Genomic DNA, 3,627 nt, shown 5'->3' with positions numbered 1-3,627 from the left:
ATTACGCGGAGGCGCTCAAAACCGCGATTTTGAGCTACGTGCTGATACTTACGATGAAAACCGCAACTTTTTCCTCTCGCAGTATTTCAGAAATATTTACGAAAGCTCGCTGCGAAACACACCTACGATTACTTCCGGGGTTACCGTTACCAGGATTGAGGTGTACGTTACGAACCGGACTACCACTACCGAATCGCTGAGAAATGTGGTAGGTTTTACTGATTTGGGCGAGCCTGCTCCTTATAAGTCTGCGAACCCAAACCTGCAACCGATACGTTCCAGCTCGCCAGCCGATAATGCGGCAAACGGTTTGTACGAAACATTAAGCAAGAATGGAGCATTCCGGCAGGTTGATAATGCTAACAGCTCCATTACTTCCCTGGGTCTGGAAAAAACAATTGATTACGAATTGCTCCGCGGGGCCAAAAGGCTGGTAGCCGATCGTGACTATACATTCCATCCGCAACTCGGTTATATATCCCTGACCAATGCGCTGCGAAACGATGAAGTACTTGCAGTGTCTTATGAATATACTTTGAACGGTCGTGCATTTAAGGTGGGTGAGCTTACCGAAGACTACCAGGCGCGCCAGGACAATGAAGTGATTGCATTGAAGTTGCTGAAATCATCGACGATCAGGAACAATACCAAGCTGCCGATGTGGGACCTGATGATGAAGAACATCTACTCACTTGGTACAAGCCAGATTGACAAGCAGGGATTTCAGTTACGTGTCATCTACAAGGATGACCAAACTGGTATTGACAACCCGAATTTGCAGGAAAGCAGCATTGCCAATGTTCCCCTGATCCGCCTGGCGGGTTTGGACAGGCTTAATCCTGTAAACGATCTGCAACCCGACGGTAATTTCGACTACGTAGAAGGTATTACAATTGACAGCAAGTCTGGCCGGATCATTTTCCCGGTGCTTGAACCTTTCGGTACCAACCTGTCCCGCAAGTTCGGCGCGGGTGAGGATGCATTCAGGAATAAATACGTGTTCAATGAGCTGTACCGTACAACCATGATCGATGCGCAGCAGGTTACCGAACGTAATAAGTTCTTCCTCCGGGGATCTTACCAAACAAGCGGCGGTGCTGAGGTGCAGCTTCCATTCGGGGTACTTGAAACTTCTGTGACAGTGACCTCGGGCGGCGTGCCGCTTTCGCCGGGCTCCGATTACATTGTGGAGGCGCAGATCGGTCGTGTCCGTTTGCTGAATGGAAGTGTGCTTAACTCAGGTCGTGAAATTGTAATTGAATACGAAAGGCCGGATATGTTCCAGAACCAGGTGCGTTCGCTGCTCGGTACCCGCCTCGACTATGTGGTGAACCGGGATATGAGCGTCGGATTGACTGCAATCAAATATCGGGAGCGGCCGGCCGGGTTCTTGTCGAGGGTAGCAATCGGGAATGAGCCTGTGAACAATACCATGCTTGGCTTTGATATCAAATTCAGAAAAGATGTTCCGTTTTTGACAAAGCTACTGGATGCATTGCCGCTGATCCAGACCAAGGAAATGTCGAGCATTCAGTTCAAAGGTGAATTTGCGAAGTTGCTTCCGGGTGTTTCAAAAGACGTGAATAACCGCTCTCTGGTAGACGATTTTGAAGCGGCGCGTACGATCTATGACTTATCCCGTCAGCCTCAGAAGTGGCGGCTGGCTTCTGTTCCTTCCAAATTCCGGGACGGACTTGACGGCCGGACTTTAAATTATGCATACAAAAGGGCGAAAATTTCTGCCTATACAGTTGATAATATCTTTGGAGGAGCGCAGGGACTTGGCGGAGGTTACCAGCCACCAGCCAATATTGAAGAGGCGGACCGCAAGAACTTCTACGAGCGGCTGTTCCTGCCCAATGAGATTTTCCCAAATCGTCCTATTGCAGGACTGGTAACCTATCCGCAGCAGGTACTTGACATTGCTTACTATCCTAGTGAGCGGGGAATGTACAACTACAACACAGATTTGAATCCCGACGGACGGTTGAAAACACCGCGTCAAAACTTCGGTGCGATCAGTCGGGCGATTACGTCAGATAATGATTTTGATAATGCGAACATTGAGAGCATTGAATTCTGGATGCTGGATCCATTTATCAATACACCTGACGGAAAAGTAAGGGACGGATTTGAAGAGCAAAACAATACAACCGGAGGAAAGCTGGTATTCAACCTGGGGGATATTTCGGAAGATGTTATTCCTGACGAACGTTACAACTTTGAAAACGGGCTTCCCATTGTTCCAAAGCAGGTAGGTGTCAATGTAGATTCAACAGCCTGGGGATATGCTACGAAATCTCAGTACCTGATCAATGCATTCAGTAACGAAGACGGGGCGCGAGAGCGGCAGGATATTGGTCTTGACGGATTGTCGAATGAAGAGGAACGTACATTCTTCCGCCAGTTTATAGACAGGCTGCCCGCCAACCTTACGCCGGCTGCACGCGAGCGTATCCTGGCTGACCCTTCGGGCGATGATTTTAAATTCTTCCTTGGTTCGGACCTGGATAGTGCGGACGCAAAAGTGTTGGAACGGTACAAGAACTACCTGGGAATGGAAAACAACTCTCCCGAAAGTCTTGGAAGAACTGCCGATGTTACGCCAGCTTCGACCAATGTGCCCGACGGAGAAGATATGAATGTTGATAACACGATTAACGACAACGAATCTTACTACGAATACGAGATTGATCTGAAACCGAACCAGCTTGGGGTTGGTAACGGGTATATTGTTGACAAAACAGAAACAAACGGACAAAATTGGTACCTGTTCCGCGTACCTATCAAAGAGTTTTCGGGTGTGGTTGGAAATATGAATGGTTTCAAATCCATTCGTTTTATGCGGATGTACCTAACCGATTTCCAGCAGCCTGTTGTACTCAGGTTTGCGCAGCTGCAAATGGTAGGTCAGCAGTATCGTAAATACACTGCCAATCTGGATGCGCCTGGATTGCAGGAAGTACCTGAGCCTTACGACGCGAAATTTACTGTTGGAACTGTGAGTATCGAGGAGAATAAAAACAAGGATGTTGTCGCTGGTTCCAACAAATATCAATATGATATCCCTCCTGGGTGGCAGCGCGATCTTGACAATACACAACGTCCTCCATTGCAGCTGAATGAGCAGTCTATGAGTCTCTGCGTGACTGACCTGCGTGATGGTGATTCCCGTGCGGTTTTCAAGAATGTTAACCTGGATCTTTTGTTCCGCAAGAGGCTGCGTATGTATGTGCACATGCAGAATGAGCAGAATGAGAATGGAATGGTCGGCACGTTCATGCGGATCGGGACTGACTTAACCCAAAACTATTATGAGATTGATCTTTCTTCGCTTACAGCCACATTGCCTGGTACAAGCGTGCGCGAAGAAATCTGGCCGGAAAGTAACGAGATCAATATCGCATTGGCGGACCTTATTGAAGCAAAGGCGCAACGGAACCGGCAAATTGATAAAAACCTGAGTGTACCCTACACAATTCAAACTGCTGACGGCCGGTACAAGCTCACGGTGGTAGGTAACCCCGATCTAAGCTCCGTAAGGGTGATGATGATCGGTATGCGTAATCCAAAGTCGGCGGACCAGCGGCCAAAGAGTTTCTGTTTGTGGGTCGATGAAATGCATGT

General features: G+C 48.2%; 1 protein-coding gene. It reads left to right on the top strand.

Features of this window, described 5'->3' with window-relative positions:
* The coding region (sprA, locus tag ACTIE6_RS17030; protein ID WP_439557785.1) for a cell surface protein SprA at positions 1-3,627 on the top strand (3,627 nt) is incomplete at both ends.

Origin of the sequence: Dyadobacter sp. (genome assembly GCF_051859145.1) — a bacterium.
GTDB lineage: Bacteria > Bacteroidota > Bacteroidia > Cytophagales > Spirosomataceae > Dyadobacter.
Note: the sequence above shows the minus strand (reverse complement) of the source record. Positions and strands in the feature narration are given on the sequence as shown.